Source organism: Nocardia sp. NPDC055053, from assembly GCF_053608285.1.
This window is the reverse complement of record NZ_JBSGVD010000002.1, coordinates 229,881-255,812: the sequence shown is the minus strand read 5'-3', so window position 1 is coordinate 255,812 and position 25,932 is coordinate 229,881. Positions and strand designations below refer to the sequence as shown.

At 68.2% G+C, this 25,932-nt stretch carries 24 protein-coding genes and 1 pseudogene; 14 read left to right on the top strand and 11 right to left on the bottom strand.

What is annotated here, in order from left to right; translation table 11 throughout:
- Positions 1-143 precede the first annotated feature (143 nt).
- The 4 genes from ACWF82_RS03140 (at position 144) to ACWF82_RS03125 (ending at position 2,903) form a co-directional block, all read left to right on the top strand.
- Entirely contained in the window at positions 144-305 is a 162-nt protein-coding gene (locus ACWF82_RS03140; protein WP_452497434.1) for a hypothetical protein, read from the top strand.
- Entirely contained in the window at positions 302-1,111 is an 810-nt protein-coding gene (locus tag ACWF82_RS03135; protein WP_452497432.1) for an Acg family FMN-binding oxidoreductase, read from the top strand. Before ACWF82_RS03140 ends, ACWF82_RS03135 begins: the two co-directional genes overlap by 4 nt.
- A 162-nt stretch (positions 1,112-1,273) precedes the next feature.
- Entirely contained in the window at positions 1,274-1,444 is a 171-nt protein-coding gene (locus tag ACWF82_RS03130; RefSeq protein ID WP_452497431.1) for a hypothetical protein, read from the top strand.
- Between the two features lie 187 nt (positions 1,445-1,631).
- On the top strand, positions 1,632-2,903 hold the full coding sequence (locus ACWF82_RS03125) for a PucR family transcriptional regulator (RefSeq protein WP_452497429.1): 1,272 nt from the start codon (positions 1,632-1,634) through the stop codon (positions 2,901-2,903).
- Between the two features lie 21 nt (positions 2,904-2,924).
- On the opposite strand, the gene ACWF82_RS03120 is transcribed toward ACWF82_RS03125, so the two are convergent.
- The gene (locus ACWF82_RS03120; protein WP_379311405.1) at positions 2,925-3,185 is read right to left on the bottom strand and encodes a hypothetical protein; all 261 of its coding nucleotides are present in this window, start codon (positions 3,183-3,185) and stop codon (positions 2,925-2,927) included.
- Positions 3,186-3,365: 180 nt separating this feature from the next.
- On the opposite strand from ACWF82_RS03120, the gene ACWF82_RS03115 reads away from it, so the two are divergent.
- The 4 genes from ACWF82_RS03115 to ACWF82_RS03100 all read left to right on the top strand — a co-directional run bounded on the left by ACWF82_RS03115 (position 3,366) and on the right by ACWF82_RS03100 (position 6,340).
- Positions 3,366-3,860 (top strand): nuclear transport factor 2 family protein, encoded by a 495-nt coding sequence (locus ACWF82_RS03115; protein WP_452497428.1) that lies wholly within the window; start codon positions 3,366-3,368, stop codon positions 3,858-3,860.
- 9 nt (positions 3,861-3,869) lie between these two features.
- Positions 3,870-4,700, top strand: coding sequence for an SDR family NAD(P)-dependent oxidoreductase (locus ACWF82_RS03110; RefSeq protein WP_452497427.1), 831 nt, complete (start codon positions 3,870-3,872; stop codon positions 4,698-4,700).
- Positions 4,701-4,714: 14 nt separating this feature from the next.
- The gene (locus ACWF82_RS03105) at positions 4,715-5,476 is read left to right on the top strand and encodes a glucose 1-dehydrogenase (RefSeq protein WP_452497425.1); all 762 of its coding nucleotides are present in this window, start codon (positions 4,715-4,717) and stop codon (positions 5,474-5,476) included.
- Between the two features lie 171 nt (positions 5,477-5,647).
- Positions 5,648-6,340: a histidine phosphatase family protein gene (locus ACWF82_RS03100; RefSeq protein WP_452497423.1), complete on the top strand. Its 693-nt coding sequence runs from the start codon at positions 5,648-5,650 to the stop codon at positions 6,338-6,340.
- A 10-nt stretch (positions 6,341-6,350) separates the two neighbouring features.
- On the opposite strand, the gene car is transcribed toward ACWF82_RS03100, so the two are convergent.
- The 8 genes from car to ACWF82_RS03060 are packed head-to-tail and all read right to left on the bottom strand — an operon-like array spanning position 6,351 to position 19,532.
- Positions 6,351-9,824 carry a carboxylic acid reductase gene (gene car / locus ACWF82_RS03095; RefSeq protein ID WP_452497422.1) on the bottom strand — a complete coding sequence of 1,158 codons (3,474 nt, stop codon included), beginning with the start codon at positions 9,822-9,824 and terminating at the stop codon, positions 6,351-6,353.
- Between the two features lie 4 nt (positions 9,825-9,828).
- A complete protein-coding gene (locus ACWF82_RS03090) occupies positions 9,829-10,581 on the bottom strand; it encodes an SDR family oxidoreductase (RefSeq protein WP_452497420.1) in 753 nt (250 codons plus the stop codon).
- Complete coding sequence (locus ACWF82_RS03085; protein WP_452497418.1) at positions 10,578-11,411, bottom strand: TauD/TfdA family dioxygenase; 834 nt, start codon at positions 11,409-11,411, stop codon at positions 10,578-10,580. The genes ACWF82_RS03090 and ACWF82_RS03085 overlap by 4 nt, the downstream gene beginning before the upstream one ends.
- On the bottom strand, positions 11,389-12,693 hold the full coding sequence (locus tag ACWF82_RS03080; RefSeq protein WP_452497417.1) for an aspartate aminotransferase family protein: 1,305 nt from the start codon (positions 12,691-12,693) through the stop codon (positions 11,389-11,391). Before ACWF82_RS03080 ends, ACWF82_RS03085 begins: the two co-directional genes overlap by 23 nt.
- 34 nt (positions 12,694-12,727) lie before the next feature.
- Entirely contained in the window at positions 12,728-16,867 is a 4,140-nt protein-coding gene (locus ACWF82_RS03075) for an AMP-binding protein (protein ID WP_452497415.1), read from the bottom strand.
- Positions 16,864-17,403 carry a DUF6309 family protein gene (locus tag ACWF82_RS03070; RefSeq protein ID WP_452497413.1) on the bottom strand — a complete coding sequence of 180 codons (540 nt, stop codon included), beginning with the start codon at positions 17,401-17,403 and terminating at the stop codon, positions 16,864-16,866. Before ACWF82_RS03070 ends, ACWF82_RS03075 begins: the two co-directional genes overlap by 4 nt.
- Before the next feature lie 11 nt (positions 17,404-17,414).
- Entirely contained in the window at positions 17,415-18,212 is a 798-nt protein-coding gene (locus ACWF82_RS03065) for a phytanoyl-CoA dioxygenase family protein (RefSeq protein ID WP_452497412.1), read from the bottom strand.
- 30 nt (positions 18,213-18,242) lie between these two features.
- Positions 18,243-19,532 (bottom strand): NAD-dependent epimerase/dehydratase family protein, encoded by a 1,290-nt coding sequence (locus ACWF82_RS03060; RefSeq protein ID WP_452497410.1) that lies wholly within the window; start codon positions 19,530-19,532, stop codon positions 18,243-18,245.
- Between ACWF82_RS03060 and ACWF82_RS03055 the strand changes: the two genes are divergently transcribed.
- A complete protein-coding gene (locus ACWF82_RS03055) occupies positions 19,531-20,580 on the top strand; it encodes a zinc-dependent alcohol dehydrogenase family protein (RefSeq protein ID WP_452497408.1) in 1,050 nt (349 codons plus the stop codon). The two genes, ACWF82_RS03060 and ACWF82_RS03055, sit on opposite strands and share 2 nt — an antisense overlap.
- Here ACWF82_RS03055 and ACWF82_RS03050 read toward each other — a convergent pair.
- A complete protein-coding gene (locus ACWF82_RS03050; protein WP_452497406.1) occupies positions 20,560-20,736 on the bottom strand; it encodes a hypothetical protein in 177 nt (58 codons plus the stop codon). The two genes, ACWF82_RS03055 and ACWF82_RS03050, sit on opposite strands and share 21 nt — an antisense overlap.
- A 311-nt stretch (positions 20,737-21,047) precedes the next feature.
- Between ACWF82_RS03050 and ACWF82_RS03045 the strand changes: the two genes are divergently transcribed.
- From ACWF82_RS03045 to ACWF82_RS03035, 3 genes are all read left to right on the top strand, one after another.
- Positions 21,048-22,715 (top strand): bifunctional 3'-5' exonuclease/DNA polymerase, encoded by a 1,668-nt coding sequence (locus ACWF82_RS03045; protein ID WP_452497404.1) that lies wholly within the window; start codon positions 21,048-21,050, stop codon positions 22,713-22,715.
- 323 nt (positions 22,716-23,038) lie between these two features.
- On the top strand, positions 23,039-23,521 hold the full coding sequence (locus ACWF82_RS03040) for an adenosine-specific kinase (RefSeq protein WP_452497402.1): 483 nt from the start codon (positions 23,039-23,041) through the stop codon (positions 23,519-23,521).
- A 46-nt stretch (positions 23,522-23,567) separates the two neighbouring features.
- Complete coding sequence (locus tag ACWF82_RS03035; RefSeq protein WP_452497401.1) at positions 23,568-24,260, top strand: hypothetical protein; 693 nt, start codon at positions 23,568-23,570, stop codon at positions 24,258-24,260.
- A gap of 50 nt (positions 24,261-24,310) precedes the next feature.
- On the opposite strand, the gene ACWF82_RS03030 is transcribed toward ACWF82_RS03035, so the two are convergent.
- Positions 24,311-24,598 (bottom strand): hypothetical protein, encoded by a 288-nt coding sequence (locus ACWF82_RS03030; protein WP_452497399.1) that lies wholly within the window; start codon positions 24,596-24,598, stop codon positions 24,311-24,313.
- Positions 24,599-24,789: 191 nt separating this feature from the next.
- On the opposite strand from ACWF82_RS03030, the pseudogene ACWF82_RS03025 reads away from it, so the two are divergent.
- Together ACWF82_RS03025 and ACWF82_RS03020 are read left to right on the top strand one after the other, a co-directional pair.
- A pseudogene (locus ACWF82_RS03025) lies at positions 24,790-24,916 on the top strand (biotin/lipoyl-containing protein); the annotation flags it as partial.
- Positions 24,913-25,899 carry a methylenetetrahydrofolate reductase gene (locus ACWF82_RS03020; protein ID WP_452497397.1) on the top strand — a complete coding sequence of 329 codons (987 nt, stop codon included), beginning with the start codon at positions 24,913-24,915 and terminating at the stop codon, positions 25,897-25,899. The pseudogene ACWF82_RS03025 and the gene ACWF82_RS03020, both read left to right, overlap by 4 nt.
- The last annotated feature ends 33 nt before the right edge of the window (positions 25,900-25,932 follow it).

Sequence of the window (25,932 nt, the reverse complement as noted above, 5' to 3'; positions counted from 1 at the left end):
CTGTATCGAAGATTTCGATTCGATTACGGCACGATTCATGTGGTGAGTACATAGGTTCGCGAACTATCGTCGTGTCGACTGTTGGGGAAACGCCTAGGCGAATCGGAAGGGCAACTGGCGATATGCATCGAAGTGGGCCGAGCGTGACCACTTGTCGAGACGCGGTGGAGTTGGCCGTGCGGGCCCCTTCGGTGCACAACACCCAGCCGTGGCTGTGGCGGATCCGGCCCGGGCGGGTCGACCTTTTCGCGGATTTCCGGCGGCAGCTCGCCGCGACCGACCGCTGGCGCGCGCGTTGCTGGTGAGTTGTGGTGCCGCGCTGCATCACCTCACTGTCGCCTTCGCGATGCTCGGCTGGAAAGCCGCCGTCAAGCGCCTGCCCGACCCGGCGCGGCCTGATCACCTCGCCACGATCACCTTCACTCGACGACCGCCCGCCGACGTCGATATCCGGATGGCCGCCGCCATTCACCTGCGGCAATCCGATCGCCGGCGCTTCCCGGGCCTGCCGGTGCCGACGGCAGATCTGCGTGCGGTGTCGCGGTGCGCGGCGACCTACGGAGCGGCGGCCCGGCACGTTCCCGATGGGCTGCTGCCCGAGCTGGCCGCCCCCATGCGCCGAGCGGCCGACCGGCACGCGACGGATGCGAACTATCGGGCGGAATTGTCGGAATGGAGCGGTTGCCACGGAGAGTCGACCGGAGTTCCCGCGCGCAATACCCCCGGACCCCGTTCGCCGGAGGAATTGCCGCTGCGGACCTTCGCCGAGGCGGAATTGCCCGAATACACCGACGCCCCCGACTCCGCCCACTGGCTGGTCGTCTGTACCCCGCGAGACGACACGCTCTCGCAATTGCGGGCAGGGGAGGCGACGAGTGCGATGTTGCTGCAGGCCACTTTTCGCGGTTTGGCGACGAGCCTGCAATCGGAGCCGCTTGGCATGCTGGACTTGCGCGGCCAGATTCGTTCCGCGGTTCTCCAGGAATGCGCCTATCCACACGTGATGATCCGGGTCGGAGTCATGCCGAATGCGGCGGCGCCGCTGGAATCGACGCCACGCAGGCCGCTGTCGGATGTCATCGAGGGCGACGGTACGCACGCGATGGCATGACCTCTCCAGAGGCTCAATCTTGTGGATATCTCCGATGATTCGGCGAATGGTCCAGAGGAAGGTCAAAACCCGTGCCGAGTGCGGGTTCTCACGCGGACGGCTGTGATCTGATCGAGATGTCCCCGAGATGGGGATTTTTCGCAGCACACAACGAGGAACCGTATGAACCCCAGAATCACCCGTCCGCTAGCCGTCGCCGCACTGGCGCTGTCCGCGTGCGCCCTGAGCGCCGGTACCGCCACCGCGGCTTCCCCTGCCCCCGTTGCGGGTTCGGTGGAAGTCTGCCTGCCACTCCCGCATATCGGGCCGCTCGAGCTGGCGCTGTGCCTGTAACCGGGTAGCCGGAGTGCCTCCGGCGGTGGGGACCCCCGCCACCGCCGGAGGCATGCGCGCCGTTGTCGGAATCCATCAATGAACCGGATTTCCGTTGCTGTTTATCACAAGCGAAGCGAGGACGGCGGTTTGTTCTGCACGGTAGATTGGGGTCTTGCCCAGTGATCTGGGTTGGGAAGGATTCATCATGGCTGTCTCACCCTCCATTGCGCCGTTCTTGACCGCAGCGGGCCGCCCGGTATCGAACCCCTTGAAGGATGTGCGGACGATATCCCGTCAGATGGTGGGCCATTTCATCGAGAATGTCGTGCCGTGCGCGACACTGCCCGGCGAGGTACTCGACGGTGATGTCACGACGGTGACCCGGGTGTGCCTCGAGCTGACCAGGAGCGCGCTCGACGGGCGTGACCTACCGGGGCGGCTGGAGCAGATCCAAGCCGCGGCCGCGGACTGGGCGCGGGAGGGCATCCCGATCGACACCATCCACAATGCCGTGCACGAAGGCTTCAAACTCGGATTCGATCTCGTCATCGCCGGTGTCACCAACCAAGACCACGAGACCGTCGTCGGTGTGGCCCGGCGGCTGACCGACATCCAGAACATGATCACCTCGGCGGTATCCCTGGCCTATGTGCGGGAGCTGCGCTCGGTCGTCAGTGAGCACCACACCGCGGTCCACACGCTGACCTCGGCATTGCTCGGTGGTCAGAACACCTCGACGATGGCCAGGGAATGTGGCATCACCGTCGCCGACAGCTATCACGTCGTAGCGCTGGCGCTGCCGCCCCATGTCGAGGAGTTCATCCCGTCCCTCGACGGCAATGTCGTTGCCCGGCGCAAGCTGCGTCGCGTGCAGGCCGAGCTGGCGAACCGGTGCGTCGGCAAGGTGCTGTCGCTGTTGAGCGTCGACGGCGGCACACTGCTGCTGCCCACCGCGGAGTTCTCCGAACTGGAACTGGACGAGTTGATCGCCGGGTTGGCCGAGGCGGCCCAGGTTCCGGTGCGCGCTGTGACGACGACCGCGGCACCCGCGGAAATCCCGCGTGCGGCCGAACAGGTCCATGAACTGGTCGAAATAGTGGATCGGCTCGGTGGCCCGAGCAAGGTCTATCGTCCGCATCAACTGGCATTCGAATATCAGCTGACCAGGCAGGGCCCGGCCCGCGACTACCTGAGTTCGGTCGTCGATTCCCTCGAAGCGCATCCGGAACTGCTGCAGACGCTCGAGGTGTACATGGCGACGAATTTGCAGCGCTCGCGGACCGCGCGCGAGCTGTTCATCCACACGAATACGGTGGACTACCGGCTGAAACGCATCGGCCAGCTGACCGGCTTCGACCTGAACGACGTCACCGGTCTGTGTTATCTGCGCGCGGCGCTGCTGATCCGCGCCCATCGCGGACTCGGCAAACCGGAGAACCTGCGCCCGGAGCGTGAGACAAGTTCTCGCGCAGGGTGATTCGCGCGGGTACCTGGCGGCCTACGCTGCGCGGACGGTGACGGTGGTGTCGGTGCTGGGAAATTCGAAGACGCGCAGGCGGCCGGTCACCAGGTCGACCGTGTCGGCGATCACGCGCCCGGCGTGATGTGCGCCGCCGGCGAAGCTCGTGCTGATCACGCGGTAGCTGCGCCGTGGGGTGAGCACGATGTCACCCGATTCCAGCAGTCCGGCCGAGGTGGGCGCGCCGGGGCAACTGTCGGCCGCCTCGGTGCGGCGGTTGACGCCGAGCAAACTCAACACTGTGTTTCTCCCGTGGTGTACGTCGCGGAATCCGCGTCCCGTCGCCGGTTCCGCGAACGGGTATCGGAATCTTTTTACCCAGGGGCGGTCCGTGGGAAACCGCCGAAATCCGGCGGCCCGTTCCCGATGAGCGGGAAGACGCGCAGGCACTGACATCCGCCAGGTCATACGGTGAGTTTCATGACGGCAACTCCCCAGCCCGACGACGCGGCGACGCACCTCGCGCGGTTGGCGGCGATCGAGTCGATCACCGCGCTCAAGCACCGCTACTTCCGCGCCTGCGACGCCAAGGACCCCGAAGGGTTCCGCGACTGTTTCGTCGCGGTCGGCTCGGCACTGGACTACGGCGAGCTCGGTTCCATGGACGCCGACGGCATGGCCGCGGTCTTCGCCTCGATCGCCCTGCAGCAGGTGGACGGCAAGCACGCGATCCTCGACATGCACCACGGCGTGCACCCCGACATCACGGTGCGCACGGATGGCACCGCGAGCGGCCGGTGGACGCTACGGTTCCGCCAGGTCAACCTGATCGAGCGCACCGAAACCGTCGCCACCGGCGAATACACCGACGAATACCGGGTGGAGGACGGCCGCTGGAAGATCGCGACCTGCACGTTCCACCGGCTGTGGGCGATCACCCGGCCACTCGACGACGCCTGCCGGATCGCGCAGTAGGGCCGGGGCATGTCGAAGATCGCTCTGGTGACCGGCGCCAGCCGTGGCGTCGGCAAGGGAATCGCGCTGGCGCTCGGCGCCGCGGGATGGACCGTGTATCTGACCGGACGTGGCAGCGCGGGTGACGGTGGGCCGCTCGAGGTGGCCGCCGCCGAGGTGAGCGCCCGCGGCGGCACCGGCATCGCCGTGCGGTGCGACCATCGTGACGACGCGCAGATCGCCGCCGTCTTCGCCCGCATCGCCGCCGAACAGGACGGACTCGACCTGCTGGTCAACAATGTCTGGGCCAATCCCGACGGGTTCGCCGGCTTCGGCGACCCGTTCTGGCAGCGGCCCGTCGACGACTGGGACACCCTGATCGGTGTCGGCCTGCGCGCGCACTATGTCGCCTCCGTCGAGGCGGCGCGGCGCATGGTCGCCCGCGGCGGCGGCGTCATCGCCAACATCTCCTCGTTCGGCACCCGCGGCTATCTGCACTCGGTGCTGTACGGGATGTCGAAGGCGGGGCTGGACAAGATGGCCGGCGACATGGCCGTGGAACTGCGCGGGACCGGCGTGAGCACGGTGTCGCTGTGGCCCGGGATCGTGCGCACCGAGCAGGTGCTGGCCATGGGTGTCGAGGACATCGAGGGGTTTCCGATCGCGGGTGCGGAAACGCCGGAGTTCGTCGGCAGGGTCGTCCTGGCGCTGGCCACCGATCCCGAGATCGGTACCCGCAGCGGCAGCACGGTGATCACGGCCGAGGCGGCCGTCGAGTACGGGATCACCGATATCGATGGTGGACAGCCGGTGTCGCATCGCGAGGCCTTCGGTGGCGGCGCGGTCTTCGGCATCCGGTGAGAAAGGAATCTGTGATGGAGCTTTCGGGCAAAGTAGTACTGGTCACCGGTGGAGCGCGCGGTCTCGGCGCGGCCTTCGCCCACGGCATCGTCGCCGCGGGCGGCAGCGTCGTGATCGGTGACCTCTTGGACGAGGACGGCGCCGCCGTGGCGGGCGAGCTGGGGGAGCGCGCCCGGTTCGTGCACCTCGATGTCACCGACCCGGCGTCGTGGCAGCACGCCGTCGACACCGCTGTCGGTGCCTTCGGGAAACTGACCGGCCTGGTCAACAATGCCGGGGTGACCGCCTCGGGAGTGCCGTTGGTCGAGGAGCCGCTCGAGACGTTCCAGCGGGTGATCCAGGTCAACCTGGTCTCGGTGAACATCGGCATCCACGCGGTGGTGCCTGCCCTGCGGGCGGCCGGTGGTGGTTCCATCGTCAATATCTCCTCGGCCGCCGGGCTGGTCGGCCTGGCGCACACCGGTGCCTATGGCGCCGCCAAGTGGGGTGTGCGCGGGCTCACCAAGGTCGCCGCGGTCGAGCTCGCGCGCGACCGGATCCGGGTGAACTCGGTCCATCCCGGCATGGTGCTCACCCCGATGACAGCGCCGACCGGAATCAGTCTGGCGGAGGGCGGTTTTCCGAACGCGCCGCTGGGCCGGGTCGGGCAGCCGGAGGAACTCGCCGGGGCGGTCACCTATCTGCTCAGCGACGTCGCCTCGTACACGACCGGCGCCGAGCTGGCCGTGGACGGCGGCTGGACGGCAGGCCCTCCGGTCGTCGACATGAACGGCTAGTCCTCGCCGACACGGTCCGCCGGCCGACCCGGCGCCTCGCCGATGTGGAAGCCGCGGATCGCGAGAGTTGTTGCAGCGCTGGCACTCCCGCGTGCAGTGAGAGGCCTGGACGGTGTGCATCCGACCCACCTACAGTGGGTGTGATGTTGCGCGGACCGTGAGGTGGGGCAAGTGGACGACAGCGCCGTAAGCTCTCGGGTCGCGCAGGGGCGGTGGGGGAGACTGGTCCTGGTACGCCACGGCGAGTCGGAAGGCAATCTGGGCAGGCTGCTCAGCACCCGGGTGCCCGGTCCACCGCTTACCGAACGCGGTGTGGCGCAAGCCGATCGGTTCGCCGCGGCGCTGACCAACGCCCGGCGGCGGTTGTTCTGCTCGACGGCGCTACGAGCCCGTCAGACGGCAGAGCGCATCGAATCGGTTGCCGGTGGGCCGGTGACGGTGCTTGACGGTGTCTATGAGGTGCAGGCAGGCGACTTCGAAGGCCTCGACAGTGAGGCGGCGCACCTGGCCTTCCACCGGATCTACCAGCGGTGGCATCACGGCGAGCTCGATGTCGCGATGCCCGGCGGCGAGACCGGACGGATTGTCCTGGAACGCTTCTCGGCCGCACTGGAGGACCTGCGTGTCCGTTGTCTGTCGCCGGATGAACCGGCCGAGGTCGTCCTCGTCAGCCACGGCATGGCCATGCGGCTGGTGGCGGGCGCGGTGGGTGGCGTCCCCACATCATTCGCCGCGGGCCACCGGCTCGACTTCACCGAGACGATCGAACTGGTCCCCCGATATGGAGGTGGGTCGCGGTTCCTCGGCTGGACCTGCGCGCGGTGGGGTCGTCAGGTGCCGCCGTTCGGCGACCGGGCGAGGTAGTGGTGTCCGATCAGCGACCGGCGTCCTGGCTCAGGAGCCTGAGTTGCCGGAAATCCGATAGGTACTTGTCGATCAGCGACCGATCGAGGTGCGGAACGGGCATGCCTACCGCTCGCAGTGCCTCGTGAAACCGTTTGGCGGGCAGAATGAGTGGTGGATCCGCAGGCCTCTGGTAGGCCTGTAGCAGGGGCAGCAGCGACTGCCTGCGTCGAGGTTCGGGCAGCCGGGTCAACGCTGTTTCCAGCCGGGTCAGCCAATCCTGGTAGCTGTCGATGCGCCGAACGGGCAGGCCTGCCTCGATCAGCCAATCCACCACCCGATCAAGCGAGATGCCGTCGTCGTGCGGATTGGTGACATGGAAAGTGCGATAACCGGATCGGGGATCACCGCCGATCCTGGTAATGGCCGCTGCCGTGAAGTCGACCGGAAGCCCGTCGTAGTGGGCAGGCGGGCGGTCGCCGTCGGGTCCGGTCCGATAGAACGACGACGGCGCGACCCCGGTGCCGCACAGGCTCAGCAAAAGCCGGGTGAACGAATCGGTGGCATTGAGCTGACCGGCGTAATGCCGATGCGCCAAAGCCATATTCGAGCGGAACACCGTGACCGGGAGGCCGCAGTGGTCGTGCGCTGCCCGCAACAGCACCTCGCCTGCCCATTTGCTCGCCTCGTAGCCGTTGGCGTAGCTGTCGTCGAGTGGCCGCGTCGGCCGGACCGTGCGGATGTCCTCGTCCTCGTCGAGCGCAGGCACTCGCGGTGGCGCCGCCACCGCGATGGTGGAGAGGAAGTCGACCGACTTGACGCGCGTGGTGATCGCCAGCCGGATGACCTCGGCGGTCCCGACCACATTGGGGCCGAACAGGTGCGGATAGGGGAGAACATGATTGACCAGGGCAGCGGTGTGCACCACATGGTCGACGCGTGCCGCGAGCCGATGCCAGGTCGACAGATCGACGCCGAGACCGGGCTCGGCGACATCGCCCGTGACGACCTCGAGGCACCGCGCTGCCAGACTTCGGAATTCGTCACGCAATCCGGCGTCGGTGTCGAAGACACTGTCGAGGCGCTGCCTGGCCGCGCGCGCATCCGCCGCCCGCACCAAACAGATCAGAGTGCCGTCGGCGTCGGTGAGACGACGTAGCCATTCCAGGCACAGGAAGCGACCGATATATCCGGTAGCGCCGGTGAGCAGAACGGTGCGCGGAACATCCGCTGCGAGAGGGAGCGCGGTGGCCTGCGCCAGGATGGCCGGATCGAGGAACGAGGCGAGGGCCAGATCGTCGGCCCGCACCGCACTGCTGTGCGCGCCGTGGACCGAGCCGAAACTCGGCCGGATCGAACCCGATTGACGTTGCCGGAGAACATAGTCGGCGAGAAAGGCGAAATCAGCCCCGGCGCCGGTGACCAGTCCGGCGGGTAGTTCGACATCGAGCAGCTCATTCAACAGCGCCGAATACGATACGACCGCCAGCGAATCACCGCCGAGATCGGTGAAGGAGGCGCTCGGCGCGACGTCCGGCTCGGCAGTTCCGGCAATGGCGCGGGCGGCACGGACGACGACCTCGAGCACCGGCAGATGTGCCGCGGCTACCCGCAATTCGCGGAGCTCACGCACCTGCTCGTCGGTGTGGTCGAGATACATTCGCTCCAATCGAGCCCCGTATCGTGCGCGCAGCTTCGGACGCAAGAGCTTGCCGAGGCCCGACAGCAGACCGTTGTCGACGGTGAACGGTTCGGGTTCGATCAGGAAATCACGAGGGAGCTCGGACGATTCGAGCCCCGCGGCCACCGCGACGGCGCGCAGGGACTCGGCCAGCGCCGATTCGAGCCCGTCGCCGATCGTCAGCGCCGCGGTGGTCGGCACGATCACCGCCAGCAGATACGCCCGTTCGCTGGAGCCGTAGACGAAGATCTGCCGGATCAGCGGGCTCGTGCTGAAAACGGCCTCGAGCCGCGCCACCGCGACGAACTCACCGTGCGACAGTTTGAGCACATTGTTGCGCCGATCGAGGTACACGAGGTGATCGGGTTCGATCTCGGCCATGATGTCGCCGGTCCGGTAGTAACCCTCGGCGTCGAAGATCGCCGCGGACAATTCCGGCTGCCGGTAGTAGCCCGCGACCGCGGTGTCGGTCCGCACCAGCAACTCGCCGCGCGGATACGGCACATCGGTGGTGTAGTAACCGAGTTCGGGGACATCGACGAGGGTGTAGTCGATCACCGGCGGCCGCTGGATGCGGTGGTCGAGGAGAATGTCGAGCGCTTCGGTGGCGCCGTACCCGTCGTGCAGCTCGAAACCCAGTAGTGCCCGCGCGAACTGCTGGGCCTCGGCGGCCAGGGGAGCGCTGCCGAAAATGGCATACACCGCCCGCCCGCCCAGTACGTCCCCGCGCATCTCGCCGAGGACGGCTCGCTCGGCGACATGAGGCTCGGCGCCCGCTGCGCACCGTCGGCCGACGTCGTCGCGAAACCGGTGCAGCAGGAGCTCACAAACCCGTGGCGCGAAGGCGATCTCGGTAGGCCGGACCAGGGCGAGGTCGTCGAACAGCATCGAGCGGTCCGGTCGTGCGGTGAAGTAGGTGGTGCCGCCCCTGCCGAGCGTTCCGTAGAGCGAAAGACGCGCTGCGACATGACTCATCGGCATGTAGGCCAGCGTGAGTGCCGGTGCCGGACCGGCATTGAGCCACATTCTGGCGACTAGCCGTTGCGAGTAGATCGCGCCTTTGGGTGTGCCAGTGCTCCCTGAGGTGTAGATGAGCAGGCGCATCGATTCGGGGTCGTCGTCGGTGCACAGCGGCGCCGCCGGTTCGACGCGCCCCTGCGCGACGAGCGCGTCGAGGGTGTCGATGCGGATGGCTGGCAGCCGGCGCCGGGTGTCCGCCACGATGCGACGATGCTCGTCGTCCTCGGGGTGCTGGTCGAGGATGAGCAGTTGCGCCGGAAAGTCCTGGGCAGGAAGGTAATCCAACACACGCGGGAGGAATTCCACCCCGACAGCGAGAACGCGCGGCGTGGTCTCGGCGACGATGGCGCACAGTTCGCGCGCGGACGTGTTCGCCGGCACCGGAACGACCACCGCGCCCAGATACCCGCAGGCCAGATCCACGGTGGCGTAGTCACACCCGGTGACTCCCACCACCGCGACGAAGTCGCCTGTTCGCAGCCGCGTGTGTGGGCCGTGCCAGCGTGCGGCGACCGCGCTCACGCGCTGCCAGAGTTCGCGATAGCTGAGGGTTTCGAACCGCGGCAGCAATCGGGTCGTCCGGCGGCCGGTCGCCGCGTCGACGACGGTGTCGGTGACGCGTCTGCCCACCGCGGGTCGATCGGCGTAGCCGGTCATGATCGTCTCGACGATGCCGGCCAGCGACATCCCGGGTATTCGGATCGCTGCCGAGACGGCGGGGTCACTCAGCGCTGCCCGCGCCTGCTCGTCACCGGCGCACAGGATCTCGATCCGCCGTTCGAACGGAATACCCGGGATGTCCACGGTGTCAGCCCCTTCCGACGAACGGCATCGTCGTGGGGAAGACGCCGAGATACGGGACATTGGTGTCCGGCGGCAGCGAGGCCATGAGAATCAGCGCCTCGGTGAACCGCTCGGCCGGAATCGTCGACTCGACGGCCATCGTGCCGTCGGCCTGACGCGCCGCGGGCTGGACGCCGTCCGGTGGCGTGATATTGCCGACATCGATCTGCCCGCAGGCGATGCCGTGTTCCCGGCCATCCAGCGACAGCGCCCTGGTCAGCCCGAGCAGTGCGTGCTTGGCGGTCGTGTAGGCGATCGCGTTCGGCCGGGGCGCGTGCGCCGACGGCGCACCCATATTGATGATCCGGCCGCCGCCGGGGGTCTGGGCGCGCATGATCCGAAACGCCTGCTGCGCACAGAGAAAGGCCCCGGTGACGATGGTGTCGACGACCCGATTCCAGTCCTCGACCCGGATCTCCTCGATCGGACAGCGGGGAACCGCCGCCCCCGCGTTGTTGAACAACAGATCCAGCCTGCCGAAATGGTCCTCGACCGCGCGAAACAGGTCGGCCACCTCGGCGGGGCTGGTGATGTCGGCGGGAACGGCCAGCACCCGGCCCGCAGGCACGTTCGACGCCGCGGCCGTCTCCTTCAGCAGCGCCTCGCGGCGCCCGGCCAACGCCACCGACCAGCCGTGATCGAGCAGGGCGAGTGCCGCCGCCCGGCCGAGTCCGCTGCCTGCGCCGGTGACCAGCGCGATGCGATCGTTGCCGGTCATCGTGTCTCCTTGTCCACCCAGAGTCGCAGCATGCGACGGGCTTTGGGTCCCGGCTGGTCGAGGTAGGGCGATCGGCCGTGCAGCACGCGGCTGTTGCGGATGATCAGCAGGTCACCCGCGGCGAGCATCAGGTCGAAGCCGACGCCGGGGCGGTGCAGAACCTCGTCGAGCACATCGAGGGCGGCCTGCCGGGCGGTGTCGTCGCCGTGCAACGATGCCCGCACGGTCCGGGTCTGGTAGTAGCAGCCGATGGTGCCGTCGGGCTGGGTGAACAGGATCGGCGACACGACGATCTGCGGTCCCGCCCGGCCGGTGCGGTCGTAGGTCCATTTCTCGCGCAGCAGTGACAGCGTCTGCCGGTCTTCCGATTCCAGGATGTCGTTGACGCGCCGCGCGCCGGCGAGCCGGGTGAACCCCTGGCCTGCGGCGGCCGGTTGCAGGCAGAGCAGGACAAGCAGATCGCAGGTGTCGCAGTGGAATCCGAGCGCGGTGGCCCCGTCGCCGTCGCGATCGCGCAGGACCTGCCTGAGGTCACCGGCGCCGTTCTGCGGGACCACCTCGCCGATCCCGTCGAGCACGTACAGCAGCGTGCGCACGATGTCGTCTTCCGGCGTCGACGGGTCGACGAAGCCGGCGACGTGGGCGAAGCCGACGCGTTCGATGGCATGGTCGACGAAGGAGTGGACCGTGGCGCGCACCTTGGCCGCGTCGTCGTCGGCCGCCGTGAGGGTCTGCCGGTCGTCGCCGGGCAGGCGTAGCGACCACGTCGCCGTCTCCTGGGTGAGACGCGCTGCGTCCCAACTGATCTCAACGGTGTTCTGCTCGGACATCGCTGGTTCCCTTCCTTTCTCCTGCGTCGCCGGTCGCGAGGGCCAGCGCCTTCGACCACAGTGCGACGGCGGCGTCGATCTGCTCGGTGGTGACCACCAGCGCCGGAATCATGCGCACGACGTTCCCGTAGGGGCCGCAGGTCAGCAGCAACAACCCCAGTGCGGCCGCGGCCTGCTGGGCGCGCCGCGCGGTCGCCGGGTCCGGTGCGCCGTCAGGGGCACAGAATTCGATGCCGACCATCAGTCCGACGCCACGCACATCCGCGACCGCCGCGACGGCCAGCGCGTCGGCACGGATCGCGGTGAGCAGGCGTTCGCCTTGCGCCGCGGCGTTGTCGACCAGCTTCTCGTCGCGAATGACAGCCAGCGTCGCCACCGCGGCCGCGCAGGCGACGGCATTGCCGCCATAGGTTCCGCCCTGGGAGGAAGGCCAGGCACGCCGCATCAGCTCGGCGGGTGCGGCGATGGCCGACAGCGGGAATCCACTCGCCAATCCCTTGGCGGTGATCAGGATGTCGGCGCGCGCCCCCGGCTCGTGCTGATGTGCCCAGAACTTGCCGGTGCGGCCGAATCCGGTCTGCACCTCGTCGAGTATCAGCAGCATGCCGTGGCGGTCGGCGCGTTCCCGCAGTCCGGCAAGGAATCCCGGTGGCGCGGGCACATACCCGCCCTCGCCGAGCACCGGCTCGACGAGCAGCGCCGCGGTTTCGGACGGCGCGGTGACGGTGGCCAGGAGATGATCGAGGCCACGCAGCGCGTAGTCGACGGCGGCCTCCTCGCTCAGGCCGAGACGGAATGCCGCCGGAAACGGTGCCACGGCGACGCCGGGCATCAAGGGTCCGATTCCGGCCCGGTATCTGGTCGAGGCGGTGGTCAGCGCGGCCGCTCCCATCGTGCGGCCGTGGAACGACCCGTCGAAGACCACGATGTTCTGCCTGCCGGTGGCGTGGCGCGCCAGCCGGACGGCGGCCTCGACCGCCTCGCTGCCGGAGTTGACGTAGAACAGCGAATCGAGGCCGGCGGGCAGTACGGTCCCGAGCTGCTCGGTGAGTTCGATCAGCGGCTCGTGCAGCACCGTGGTGTATTGGCCGTGGATCAGTCGCGCGACCTGTTCTTGCGCGGCCTCGACGACGCGGGGATGGCAGTGACCGGTGCTGGTCACGCCGACGCCGGCGGTGAAATCGAGGTACCGTTCGCCCGCTGCGTCGTACAAGTACATTCCTTGCCCGCGGCAGGCGATGACGGGTGTGGCCTGGGCGAGTACCGGTGAAAGCTCGGACACGGAAATTTCGACCTCCTATCGGTGGGGTGCTGTCTCAGGCGGTGCGGTCGGCGGTCGCGACGGCGGGCAAGTAACCGACCTCGTGTCCCCACGCCAGTGCGGTGGCCCACCACCGCGGGGTCGGTGTGGCGAACCGGATGCCGAGCCGGTTCAGCACCCCGACGGTGTAACTGCTGTCGACGACGACATTGCGGTCCGCGTCGTGGTGCGACCAGGCGAGCGCTTCCCGCACCGCCGCCGAATGCGATCGGTCGACACGGTCGAGCGCGGCGGCGAACGCGGCGTCATCGGTGAGCGTGATCGGATAGCCCGCCGCCGCGCTCCAGGCGATGAGTTCGTCGTGCGCCACCAGATGCGGGGTCTCGACGTGATAGACACCCGGCGCGCAGGCGGGACGGCAGGCCAGGGTCGCGATGGCCTCGGCGACGGTATCGACGTAGGAGAACCCGAAACTCACGGCCGGACGCCGTGGTGCGGCGCCCGCCAGCAGATATCCGCGCAGGAGCTGATAGACGCGGTTGTCGCCGATATTGCGCTGGAACGCGCCGGTCCGGCTGTGGGCGGCGACGTGGCCGCTGCGATGGATATAGCACTGCCGTCCCAGCGCGGCCCACTCGCGGACCACCAGCTCCGCACCGAATTTCGTGCGCTCATACGGAGTTCGGAAGTGCTGGCCGATCCGCAGGTCGGCTTCGCTGAACCGGCGGGCCGGGCCGTCGACACCGCCGGCGACACCCAGCGTCGACAGATGATGAAAGCGCGCGCCGGGTGCGTGCGTCTCGATCCACGCCAGCAGCCGGCTCACCCCGGTGTGATTGGCGCGTTCCAGCTCGGCGGGTGCGGCGACCAGCCGGGTGTCGGCGGCAGCGTGGACGACGACCTGCGCCCTGCCCGCCTCCCGCGCCTGCCCGGCCGACATGCCGAGACCCTCGCTGGTGATGTCCCCGGCGACCACCCTGACATCGCGGACGTGCCGCAGCCGAGCCCGCGCGGCGACGTCTCGTTCCCCGCGCACCAAACAGGTCACCTGCGCGTTTCTCGCCAGCAGCGCCGACAGCAGATGGCTACCCAGATAGCCGGTGGCACCGGTCAACAGCACACGCGGCGCCTCGCTCACCACCCGCGCGCGAGGCCGGGCCGGTGGCGCACCCGCGAGCATGACCTGCCCGGCAGTGGTGAGCGGGGACGCGGTGTGGGCCCGCGCCGTCGTCCCCGCGTGCTCGGCGACGATCTCGGCGAAGTCCGTCATGATCTGGTCGGCATACTGCCCGGACGCCGAGGTCCGTGGGTGGACCAGGTCGGTGACCAGCCTGCCTTCGACGATGCGAGCGGTGAACTTGAGGTCGTACAGCGCGTCACAGTGGGCACTGCGCGCGCTGCCCGCCTGCTCCGCCGCGACCGACCAGTCCAGCGTCTGCTTGTCGGGGAGCTGGAAAGTGCCGAGGAAATTGAAACTGATCGCCGGGCGGGTGCCGCCGGTATCCATCGGCAGTTCGGGAGTGTCGGCGAGGAGGCGTTCGAGCTCCGGCGCGGAGGGTGCGCCGCCGGGCCGCCGTTCGATCCGCACCCGTTTGACGGCGGTGAACCAGCCGACGGTGTCGAGATACTCGCCACCGCCGTCGCCGACGTCGCGACCGTGCGTCTCGATCTCGACGGCGAGGTCCGGCTGGTCGCCGGTCCGCAGGACCGCCGCGGCGAACGCCGAGAGCAGCAGCGCTTCCATGCCATGCCCGCCGCCGCATCCGTGCACGAGGGCGGCGGTGCCGGCCCGATCGAGCGACCACACCAGACTGGCTGATCTCGGCGCCGTCCCGGTCGGCGCAGCGGGGATGCCGTGCGCCGGTACGCCGCGATCCGCTGCCCACCGGTAGTAGTCACCGGTCGCCGGAAGATCGAACTGCTTGCCGTGCACCGCCGTTCGGTAGGCGTAGGCGAAATCGTCGAGCAGGATCCGCCACGAGAAACCATCGACGACCAGGTGGTGGACGACGATCGCCAGGCGATCGTCGTGTTCGGTGCCGCCGTCGAACAGGTGCACCCGGATGAGCCGCCCTGCCGCCGGGTCGAGGCTCAGATGCAAGTCGGTGCACGTCTTCTCGACGAAGTCCGCGACCATGGCCGGCGAACGCGGTAGCCGGGAGAACGACACCATGTCCAGTTCGGCTACGGCCTCGAGGACGCCAGGCCCGTCCGGCCCGATCGGCCTGCGCAACGCGGTGTGCCGGTGGACAAGATCGCTGACCGCGCGCGACAGGGCACCGGCGTCGACAGAATTGCCGCAGCGCACGACCACCGACTGATTCCACTGCCGGATGTCGGCGACGGGCTGTGCGAACATCCACCGCTGCGCCGGTCCTGCTTGCTGCTCCGGCCGGTGGTCGCCTGCCGGTGGCGCGGCAGGCGCGACGGCCCGCGCGACCGCGGCCAGCAGGCGCGGGGTCGGATGCTGATAGAAGTCGTCGAAGGTGACCCGGTACCCGCGTCGATACAGGGCGGCGATGGTCCGCATCGCCAGAATCGAGTCGCCGCCGAGATCGAGGATGTCGGCATCGGTATCGACCGAGTGCACGCCCAGCGCTTCCGCCCACAGTGCGGCGACGGCCTGCGCGAGATCGTCGCCTGCGGGATCGCCGGGCCGAGGATCTCGCCGGGCGGTGTCGCGGGCTCGGGCGTCGAGCAGCGCTGTCACCAGTTCCGACACCCGGGCCAGATCGAGCTTGCCGGTCGGTCCCAGCGGCAGCTCGGGCAGCGCGAAGACAGGTTGCGGTACCGCGTAATCCGGTAGGACATCGCGCAGATGCGCGCGCAGGGAGTCCAGCGTCGCCGAGTCGTCGGTGCGCCCGGAAAGCCAGACCGCGGCATGGAGCCGGTTGCCGGTAGCCGTGGCGTGGACGACCACCGCCGCTCGATCGATACCGGGCACGGACTCGGCGGCCCGTTCTATCTCGGCGGGATCGACACGGAAGCCGCGGATCTTGACCTGGCGGTCGGTGCGCCGCAGAAAGACCAGTGCGCCGTCGTCGCGTCGGCGACAGATATCGCCGGTGCGATAGGCCCGGCCGTCCCCGTGGGGCACGAACTTCCGTGCGGTTTCGCCGGGCGCGCCGAAATAGCCTGCGGCGACACCCTTTCCACCGATGAACAGTTCACCCTCGGCGCCGTCGGGTACCGGCGCGCCCGCTCGATCCAGCAGGTGCAGGGTCGCCACGCCGATGGCGCTGCCGATCGGCACGACCGGTTCCCCGGCAGGCAGATCGGCGTCGGTGGCGGCGACGAAGCAGGTCGCACCCACGGTCGTTTCGGTGGGGCCGTAGTGATTGACCACCCGGCGCGTGAGGCCACGAGTGAGCAAGGCGGAGGCGAACACTCGCGGCAGTGGCTCGCCGCCGAGCAGCACGGTGTCCAGTGGCTGGTCCTCTCGCGGCCTGCCTGGCTCGAGGGCGGTCAGATGCGATGGCGTCGTCTTCAGGACCGAGATACCCGCGCGCCGCACCGCCGCCCAGAATGCCGACGGATCCCTCGCGTCGCGGTCGCCCACCACGTGCACCGAACCGGCGCTCGCCAGCGCGAGCAACCAGGCCGTATGGCCGAGATCCGCGGCCAGCGTGGTGACATGCCCGACACAGGGCGCGTCGCCCGCGCCGTATCCGAGCCGCAGGCACAGCGACCGCGCGTAGTGCACAGCGTTGTGGTGCGTGACCGCCACGGCCTTCGGCTCACCGGTCGAGCCGGAAGTGAACGACAGATAGGCGAGCTCGTCCGCGTCGACCTGTGCCGGAATCGGCGGTACGTCCTGGCCGTCCACCGCGTCCGGATCGACGACAACGCTGCGCCGATCGGCGCCCTGCTGCGCGGACAGGGCACACCGGGCACCGACAGCGTCGAGTCGGCGACGTAATTGTGCGGGGCTCCACGAAGATTCGGCCGGAACGGCGACCGCGCCGCAGCACCACACACCGAACATCAACGCGAACAGCCGAGCGTCTCGTGGACCGAGCACCGCGACGCGATCGCCCCGGCCGACGCCCGCCGCGCGCAGCCTGGCCGCCGTCGCATCGGCGATCCGCTCGACGTCGCGATAGGTGTACGTGCGCTCGGCATCGGCAAGGGCGGGGCGCGCCGGGTAGGTCAGTGCGTTCGCGCGGAGCAGATCGACCAGCGTGGTTCCACTCATCGGCGCAGACCTCCGTCGCGCACGTCGCCTGCCACGAAACCCTCGATCAATTCACCCTCGGGCAGCCTGCCCGCCAATTCCCACGCGAGCATGCGGTGCAGGCCGTCGAGATGGATGAGACCGTCGCGGGTGCGCAGATCGGAATAGTCACTGTGGTCGACCGGGCGCGTGCTGAGAAACACGGTGGTGAACGGCGACTCGGCGAGTGCGGTGATCAGTCCGGTGCACACCGGATTGGCCGCGGCCATCTCCCCGTGCTCGGCACGCAGGCGCGCGGCCGCCTGCGCGACGGTCAGCCCGGTGCGCGGCACCAGTTCGCGACCGCCCCCTTCGCTCAGATGCCACGGCAACATCACGGCGACCAGATCGGCGCGCGAGAGCAGCACGCGAGACCAACGGCCGGACACTGCGTCGCCGCGCCGCAGGTTGTCTTCGCCTTCCTTGTACCGCACGCCGTCCTCGACGCCGTTGGCACGATGTTCGGACCGATAGATCTCGACGACCTCGGTGAGATCGCTGTCTCCGACGATTCTCATGATCCGGGCCCCTATCCCTGTATGACATCGTCTCGGAAATGCTTTTCGGCGAACAACTCCGGCGACAAACCCGCACCGAGGCCGAGTTCGCGCGCACGGGCCAGCATGTGCCGCCAGTACGGCTTCACCGGCCGCCAGCGCGCCGCGCCGGTCTGGCAATACGACGCGTCGACGAAATATCGCCGCCGCTGTGAGGTCGTCGCCGCTGTTCGCCGGGCGTGCAGCAAAGCCGAATGCAGCAATACGGTGGACCCCGGCGCCAGCTCGTCGATGACGACCTCGCCGTCGAGCGGGCCGCTGCCCAGATGCGCCATCGCCGTCTTGCTGCCCGGCCGCCGGTGTGACCCGGGTAGCACGACCAAACCGGCCATGGTGCCGTCGAGTCCATTGAGGTAGTGCAATGCGTGCAGCATCGTCAGCGACGGGTCGGACCGATCGTTGGGCTCGTAGTCGTGGTGCCAGGCCTTGGCCGGGGTCGTGGCATCGTGGCGGTCGCTGTGCAGATGGTGGAAGACGTAGTCCGGGCCGAGCAGCCGGTCCAGGATCGCCATCAACGGCCGATGCGTCAATATCTCGCCGTGGGCGGGCATTTCGAATTCCATCACCGGGGGGATACCGAATTTCGCGGGATCCAGGCAACTGTCTATGGACCGCGTGCGCAACCCTTGATCGACCCAGCGGTCCACCTCCGGCAGCAATCGCGCGCAGAGATCGTCGGGGACGAGTCCGGGAACGATCAGATAGCCGAGATCCGCGAATTGTTTCGCGGCGACGGCTCCGGCGTGGTCGTCATCGAGAACAGGCAGCATAGGGCCGCCTCCCTTCGCCAAACGAGGAAATTACACAGTGGGAACCAGGGAGGCTCGCGCGTCCCGCAACCAGCTCAATGTTCGTTCGATGCCGTTGGGCAGGGTGGTGGTCGCCTCGAGGATTCGTTCGGCTCGGGCGCGCGCGATATCGAGACAGCTGCGCCGCACCTCATTGTCGCGCGCGGCGGCATAGTGGGGCAGCCATGCGCTCGCGCGCAGCCCGGCGGCGGCGCGAACGGCGTCGGCCAATCCGTTCACCGTCACTTCGATGCCGCTGCCGACGTTGTACTCGCCGAAGCTGTGCTGATCGCATTGCGCGGCGGCGAGATTGGCTTCGACGACGTCGTCGACATACACGAAGTCACGAGTTTGCATGCCATCGCCATATATCACCGGCGGCCTGCACTCCAGTGCGGCCGCGCAGAAACGGAGGACGACACCGGAATCACCCTCCAGCGACTGCCGCGGACCGTAGACATTGCTGTATCGCAAGGCGACCACGTCGATATCGCGGGTATCCCGGAACCAGCGCCCATACCGTTCACCGGCCCATTTCGCCAGCCCGTAGGCCGAGGGCGGGTCGGGTGTCGCGCTCTCGGGCGTCGGATATCGGTCGGATTCGCCGTAGATCGCCCCGCCCGTCGAACTCAGCACGACGCGGTGGACTCCGGTCGCCGCCGCGGCGGCCAGCACGCTGACGACACCGACCACGTTCTGCTCGGCATCGGTCACCGGGTCGGCGATCGAATGATGGACACTGACCTGGGCCGCCAGATGGAACACCACCTCCGGATCGAACCGGCGCATGGTGTCGCGGATCGCGCCGGCCGATCGGACATCCTGATTGATCAGCTCGGCGCCGAGCTGTAGCGCCGACTCGAGATTCCTGACGTTGCCGCGGCTGAGATCGTCAACGACGAGCACGTCGGCGCCGCGCGCGACGAGCGCGTCGACCACATGTGATCCAACAAATCCGGCACCTCCGGTCACCAACGCACGCATTACTCGGACCTCCTGGGAAGTCTTGAAAGAGGTTGCACCACAAGGTGATTCAGTACGACAGTCGAACTCGACGGTTCGGTCACCGTAACACGCGATCAATGAATGATGTTGCGGGTCAACGTAATTGGTGGTAGGAACCTGCCGGTTCGTTTGCTTTGCGATCGCCTCGCTCGAGGCTGGATTTGTCCGCGTTCTGGTCTTGTGTTGGCGCACAATATGTTTGGCTTGCGATGCGGAGAATGACGCACTGACAGTTGCTAATTCGTCGCCAGCCGCTGTCCACTTGCCGCCCCGGCCTCGATGCCAGGAGTGAACCATGTACGGCACCATCCTCCGTGCCCCCGGCGACGTCCGTTTCGAACAGTTGCCCGACCCGGCGATCCTGGCGCCGACCGACGCGATCCTGCGGACCGTGGCCACCTGCGTGTGCGGATCGGATCTGTGGCCGTACCGTGGCATCGAACCCGTCACCGAAGCGCGCCCGATGGGCCATGAATACCTCGGCGTCGTCGAAGAAGTCGGCAGCCGGGTCTCGATGATCCGGCCGGGCCAGTTCGTCGTCGGCTCCTTCGCCACCTCCGACAACACCTGTCCGACCTGCCGCTACGGCTACCAGTCCTCCTGCGTCGACCGGGTCTTCATGAGTGGCTGCCAGGCCGACTACCTTCGCGTGCCCCACGCCGACGGCACGCTCGTCGCCCTCGATGAGCACCCCGATGCCCGGCATCTGCCCAGCCTGCTCAGCCTGTCCGATGTGATGGGTACGGGCTGGTACGCGGCGGTCGCCGCCGGCGTGCGTGCCGGCTCGACCGTGGCGGTGGTCGGTGACGGAGCCGTCGGCCTGTGCGGGATTCTCGCCGCGCGGGAACTCGGCGCCGAGCGCGTCATCGCGATGAGCCGCCACGAATCCCGGCAGCGGCTGGCGCTCGCGTTCGGCGCCACCGACATTGTCACCGAGCGCGGGGACGACGGCGTCGCGGTGATCGGCGAAATCACCGGCGGGATCGGTGCGGATGCGGTCCTCGAGTGCGTCGGCACGAGCGAATCGATGCGCCAGGCACTGCGGGCGACCCGCGCCGGCGGCGGCCTCGGTGTCGTCGGCCTGCCACACGATGTCCGGCTCGACGCCGAAGAGCTGTACGCGTCCGCGGTCGGCGTGCGCGGCGGACCAGCCCCGGTGCGCCGCTTCCTGCCCGACCTCATCGAGCGGGTCCTGAGCGACCGCATCGACCCGGGCCGGGTCTTCGACCTGACTCTGCCCCTGGACCAGGTCGCCGAGGGCTACCGCGCGATGGATGAACGGCGAGCCGTCAAGGCACTGCTGCTGCCTGGTCACCGCGGCCGTTCACTGGCTCGGCTCCGGTAGCTGGCACTCGGTGACCTTCGGGTTCGCCCCCAGATAGTTGAGCGGGCCCGCCACGAGCGTGACGGCGATGGTGCCCCATTCGCCGCAGTTGACGGGCGGGTTGGTGAAGTAGTTCCGCTGCATGGCCGCGACCATCCCGGATCCGATCCAGACCATCAGCAGCGTAGACAGCAAGAACCTGGCGACTTGGTGGGATGGCCTGGCGTGGATCTCTCGTACTTCGCGAATTTCCCGATCACGTCGATTCCGTCGGCCGCGCATCGTCATCGCATCCTCTCCGTGTGCGATCAATCACGCTGATACCCCATGTGAACAGCGGCAATCCTGTGGACACCACCACGACACGCGCAAAGTCTGCTGTACCAACTGTGCGGCCCGGCAACCGGACAGTCAACGGTACGCCGCGAAAGCCGTGCCGCGTGGCCGCCGCCACCGGGGATGTCGGACCCCGCTGCCAGACTCGTCTCGTGCGATGGGCGGTGGCGGAGTGGGGCGACGGTGGTGCTCGTTTGTGTCCCCTCGAGCGGGACGGCCTGCCCGCGGGACCGGTGGTCGACGAGCCGTCGCTGGCCGAGGCGGTGCGCTCACGTCCTGAGGTCGAGCGCTGGGTGTGGCGATCCACCGCGGAGATCTACCGGACCCTGCTCGCGGCCGGTGTGCGCGTGGAGCGCTGTTACGACGTGCAGGCCGCGGAAGCCCTGCTGATCGGGCACGAGGAGGGTCAGGCGGGTCAGGCGCGATCCTTGGCGGCAGCCTGGGCGCGCCTGCGCAATCTGCCGGTCCCGCCGGACGCCCCCGCACGGGCGGCCGAGACCCAGCCGTCGCTGTTCGAGTCGGCGCCGGTGCCGCTACCGCCCGGCACGGACGAGTTCACCGCGCTGCTGGAGGTCTACGCGGGACAGGTCGCCAGGACGGCGCACACCGAGCATCCGGAACGCATGCGGCTGCTGCTGGCCGCCGAATCGGCGGGCATGCTGGTGGCCACGGAGATGTCGCGGTCCGGGATCCCGTGGCGCGCGGACGTCCACCGCGCATTGCTGGACACCATGCTGGGGGAGCGCGTTCCCGGCGCACCGGAACCGCGCCGGATGGCGGAGCTGGCCGATGACGTGTCGCGAGCCTTCGGCGGCGCCGTCCGGGTCCGGCCCGACCTGCCCAACGAGATCGTCAAGGCCTTCGCCCGCGCCGGGATCGTGCTGTCCTCCACCCGGAAATGGGAACTCCAGCGGGTCGACCACCCCGCCGTGGCGCCGCTGCTGGCCTACAAGTCGCTGTATCGCCTGTACACCGCGCACGGCTGGTCCTGGCTCGAACAGTGGGTGCACGGCGGCCGATTTCGTCCCGAATACCTGCCCGGCGGCACGGTGACAGGCCGCTGGACCACCAATGGGGGCGGGGCTTTGCAGATTCCGAAGGTGATCCGGCAAGCGATCCGTGCCGATCCGGGCTGGTGTCTGGTGGTCGCCGACGCCGATCAGATGGAGCCGCGCGTGCTCGCCGCCGTGTCGCGCGACCCTGGTCTGATGGAGGTGGCCGGTCGCGGTGAAGATCTGTACGCGGATCTGGCGGCCCGCGGGTTCGGCGGCGACCGCGCTCGAGCCAAGATCGCCCTGCTCGGCGCCATCTACGGCCAGACCTCCGGCGATGCCCTGATCCACCTGGCTGGTCTGCGCCGGCGGTATCCGGCGGCGGTCGCCTATGTCGACGACGCGGCGCGCGCCGGCGAGGAAGGGCGCCTGGTGCGCACGTGGCTGGGGCGTACCTGCCCGCCGCTGTCGGTCGCCGCGCCGGAGGAGCCCGACCAGGCCCAGGAGAATCCGGGAGGATACGGCAGCAGTTCCGCGGCCAGGGCCCGTGGCCGGTTCACCCGCAACTTCGTGGTGCAGGGCAGCGCAGCCGACTGGGCGCTGCTGCTCCTGGCCGGTGTGCGTCACGCGATCGCCGGTCTTCGCGCCGAACTGGTCTTCTTCCAGCACGACGAGGTGATCGTGCACTGTCCGGCGGAGGAGGCGCCAATGGTGACCGCCGCGATCGCCGCCGCGGCCGAGACCGCGGGCACACTCGCTTTCGGATCGACACCGGTGCGGTTCCCGTTCACCACCGCGGTGGTGGAGTGTTACGGGGACGCCAAGTAGAAAGCCCCCACACAGAACAGTCCCCGGTAGTCTCCATCAAATCCATGAGCTTTCAGTCGTCGCTGATAACTCTGGCATTCGATTGGCTTGCCGGGGGCCTGGCCAGATCCTCGAAAATCATTCACCGAAGTCAACAGACGTCTCCACTGACAGCGTGGTTCATTTCCGGTGTTCTGGTATATGTACAGTCTTCTCCGGATTCTCGTTCTGTCAATAGCTGTGGCCCCCTGAATCCGGCTTTTTTCGGCCCGTCGGGGCCGCCCGGGCAAATCGGTGCCGAGACGTGCTGTGCATCGGCATCGGTGCGGCGCAGAATGCTGGGTGTGGAGCTGACAGCCGTGCGTATCGACAAGCCGGATGATCTCAATGTCGTCATCGGGCAGGCGCACTTCATCAAGACCGTCGAGGATCTGCACGAGGCGCTGGTCGGGGTCAGTTCCCACCTGCGGTTCGGGCTGGCATTCTGCGAGGCATCCGGGCCGTGCCTGGTCCGGCACTCCGGCAACGACGATGATCTGATCGAGCTCGCCACGGCGAACGCACTCACCGTCGGCGCGGGACATTCGTTCATCGTCTTCCTGCGTGAGGGTTACCCGGTCAATGTGCTCAACGCGATCCGGCACGTCCCGGAAGTCTGCGGAATATTCTGTGCCACCGCCAATCCCGTGGATGTGTTGATCGCCCAGACCGAGCTGGGCCGCGGAATTGTCGGAGTGGTCGACGGGTCGGCGCCACTGGGCGTGGAAGGTGCCGGCGATCAAGCGGACCGTCGGCAGCTACTGCGTCAGATCGGCTACAAGTTGTAGGACCCGTGTCCGCCGCGTCCGCCGCGGCATTGTGCGGACGGTAACCGTGGAGGACAGTGGGTATGTCCGGTGGCGCCCACCGGGGCGCCGCCTCTATGGGAGCAGGAGGTGGCTCGTGTACGCACGTTCAAGCACCATTGCAGCTCAGCCGTCGTCGATCGATGGCGGGCTCGCATACCTCCGCAACGAGGTGATGCCGAATCTGCCCGAGCTGGAAGGCTGGGTCGGCCTGTCGCTGATGCTGGACAGGTCGACAGGGCGCTGCATCGCCACAACCGCGTGGGAATCCGAGGACGCACTGCACGCCAGCAGCAGGCGCGTCCAGCCATTGCGTGACGGTCTGGCCCAGTCGCTGCACGGGCCGGTCGAGAAGATCGAAGAGTGGGAAGTCGCGGTGATGCACCGTGATCACCTGGCCGGCGCGAACGCGTGTACCCGGTGTACCTGGGTGCAGGTCGATCCGTCCGGCATCGATCAGGCGATCGATACGTTCAAATCACAGCTGATGCCGGAGTTCGAGAAGCTCGAAGGATTCCGCAGCGCCAGCCTGTTCGTCGACCGGGCGACCGGCCGCGGCGTCGGCTCCACCGTCTGGGCGAGCCTCGAGGAGCTGGACAGCAGCCGCGAGCACGCTGATCGGATCAGGAAGATGGCGACTCAGGTGACGGGTGCCAGGGTTCTCGATGTGGCGGAGTTCAGGTTGGGGTTCGCTCACCTGCGCGTGCCTGAGATGGTCTGACATCAGGAGTCATTCGGCCCGGGAGCGTGGACTCCCGGGCCGGATGCTTCTCAGACCGAATCGCCGCTGTGGGTCGCGAGGTAGACGAGCACACTCATGGCGAGCGCGAACGCGCCGAGAAGGCCACCGGCGACGGTGTCGGCGCGGTTCGTGGCCACCCCACGTTCGATCCGGTCCCACCCGATGAACGCCGCGGCCACCGCGGCGACAGACGAGGGCACCGCGACGAACTCCGTGGCGAACGGGATGAACGAGAACACACAGGCGACGATGCCGAGCACCAGCGACGCGAGTCCGGCACCATTGCGTGGTGGCGGCGAGGCCTCGGTGTCGGGCACTCCACGAGCCTAGCCCGCACCGGGCAACCTTCGCGTATTCGACAACCTTCCGAGGGGAAGCCTGGGGGCAATCAGCCGAGCGTGGCGAATCCGATGCCCTGATCCGGTCACTGAGCGAGTACGTCGGAGCGCGGTCGTGGCCTAGCCTGCCCGGGAGTGACTCGCCTTGTCTCCGAGGGTGATTCGGTGACGAGCGGATGAAGAGCGAAGCGGCTGTCACCGCGCCGCCGCGGCGGTATCGTCAGTCGAATCGCCGTGGCGAAGGTGCAGCAGGTCGAGGGCGGCGACCTACTAGTGGAACTGGGGGAGAGTCGATGACCGGTGCGGAACGACCAGCGACCAACGGGCAGCCGACCCCGTCGGTCTCCCGGACTCCGTCGGTCGCGCAGAGTCTGCGAACCCACGCGGGTCGGGGTGTGCCGTTCTCGGTCGAGTTCAATCCGCCGCGTGAGGCCGCGGGCGAGGCGAGACTGTGGCGGACGGTGCGCGAGTTCGAGCGGATGCACCCGGCCTTCGTGTCGATGACCTACGGCGCGGGCGGGTCGACCAAGGACCGCACCGCGCGGATCACCGGTGAGCTCGCCACCGAGACGACCCTGCTGCCGGTCGCGCATCTCACCGCCGTCGGGCAGAGCGTCGCGGAGTTGCGGGCGCTGATCGGCTCCTACGCCGATTCCGGCATCCGCAACGTGCTCGTCCTGCGCGGCGATCCGCCGGGTGATCCGCTCGGTGAATGGCGCAAACACCCCGGTGGCGTCGAGCATGCCGAGGAGCTGGTGCGCATCGTGCGCGACCTCGGCGACTTCCACGTCGGTGTCGCCTCGTTCCCGCAGGGTCACCATCGCTCGCCCGACCTCGACCACGACACCCGCCACCTCGTCGCGAAACTGCGTGCGGGCGCCGAGTATTCGATCACGCAGATGTTCTTCGACGTCGAGCACTATCTGCGGCTGCGAGACCGAGCCGTCGCGCTCGACCCGATCGAGGGCGCCAAACCGATCATCCCGGAACTCATGCCGATCACCTCGTTGCGCACCGTCCAGCGGGCGGAAGAGCTGAGCGGCCGGGCGCTCCCGAAGCGGGTGATCGAACGGCTGCGCCGGGCCGCGGGCGACGGGCCGGAGGAGAATCGTGCTGCCGTGCGTGCCGAGGGAATCGATATCGCGACGGAGATGACCCGGCGTCTGATCGATGAGGGAGCCCCCTGCCTGCACTTCATCACCCTGAACTTCGCGAAGGCGACCAGCGAAGTCCTCGGCAACCTCGGCTACGGAGTGACGGCGGCGCCGATCAGTGCCTGAAGCCCGCGACGCTACGATCGGGTCATCGGGCCG